The organism is Oleiphilus sp. HI0125, assembly GCF_001635355.1.
In genome coordinates this window covers 1-709 of record NZ_LWGF01000145.1, presented here as the reverse complement: position 1 = coordinate 709, position 709 = coordinate 1, and the positions used below count along the sequence as shown (strand labels likewise).

Annotated in this window: 1 protein-coding gene; it reads left to right on the top strand. The window is 46.8% G+C overall.

The window, feature by feature from the left end; translation table 11 throughout:
* Positions 1-561: 4Fe-4S dicluster domain-containing protein (locus tag A3762_RS02490; RefSeq protein ID WP_197468958.1), on the top strand; the 561-nt coding region annotated here is incomplete at its 5' end.
* Between the last annotated feature and the right edge of the window lie 148 nt (positions 562-709).

The following is a 709-nucleotide window of genomic DNA, read 5'->3' as shown; positions in this document are numbered from 1 at the left end:
GCAAACGACGAGATCACTGAATTCTCGGCAGCATTCAAAGACTCATGGGTATATGAAGACCTATACAACAGCCGTAATTTCGGTCCAGCTATGCACAAATTTGGCATGATTGGCGGCGGCGCGTTCAACTTCATTCACCACAACATTATGAAGCTTCCATTCACGTTGCGCGACACTACTCCTGATTACGCCACATTGAAGCCTGCTTCTGAAAGCAAAAAGATCGATTACCCTAAGCCTGACGGCAAGCTTAGCTTCGCTAAACTTGACTCCGTATTCATCGGTAACGTAAACCATGCAGAGCACCAGCCATGCCACTTGAAGCTAGCTGATGGGAGCATCCCTCTTGCGCAAAACTTGCCAAAATATGATGAGCCAGCGCAACGCTACTGCCCTGCAGGCGTATACGAGATTGTTGAAGACGAGAGCGGCGAAAAACGCTTCCAGATCAATTCTCAAAACTGTGTACACTGTAAAACATGTGATATCAAAGACCCTGCTCAGAACATTACCTGGGTAACACCTGAAGGTGGCGGTGGTCCAAACTATCCAAACATGTAAGAACGTTTTTATAGTTAAACGCAAACAAAAAGCCCGCTTTCGCGGGCTTTTTTATTTTGATAACTCACACCTTAAAACCGGTCACGATCATGCGCTCGCTCCAAAGCTAAATCTGGCCCCATCGGCACAATGCGAGTCGGGTTAATCA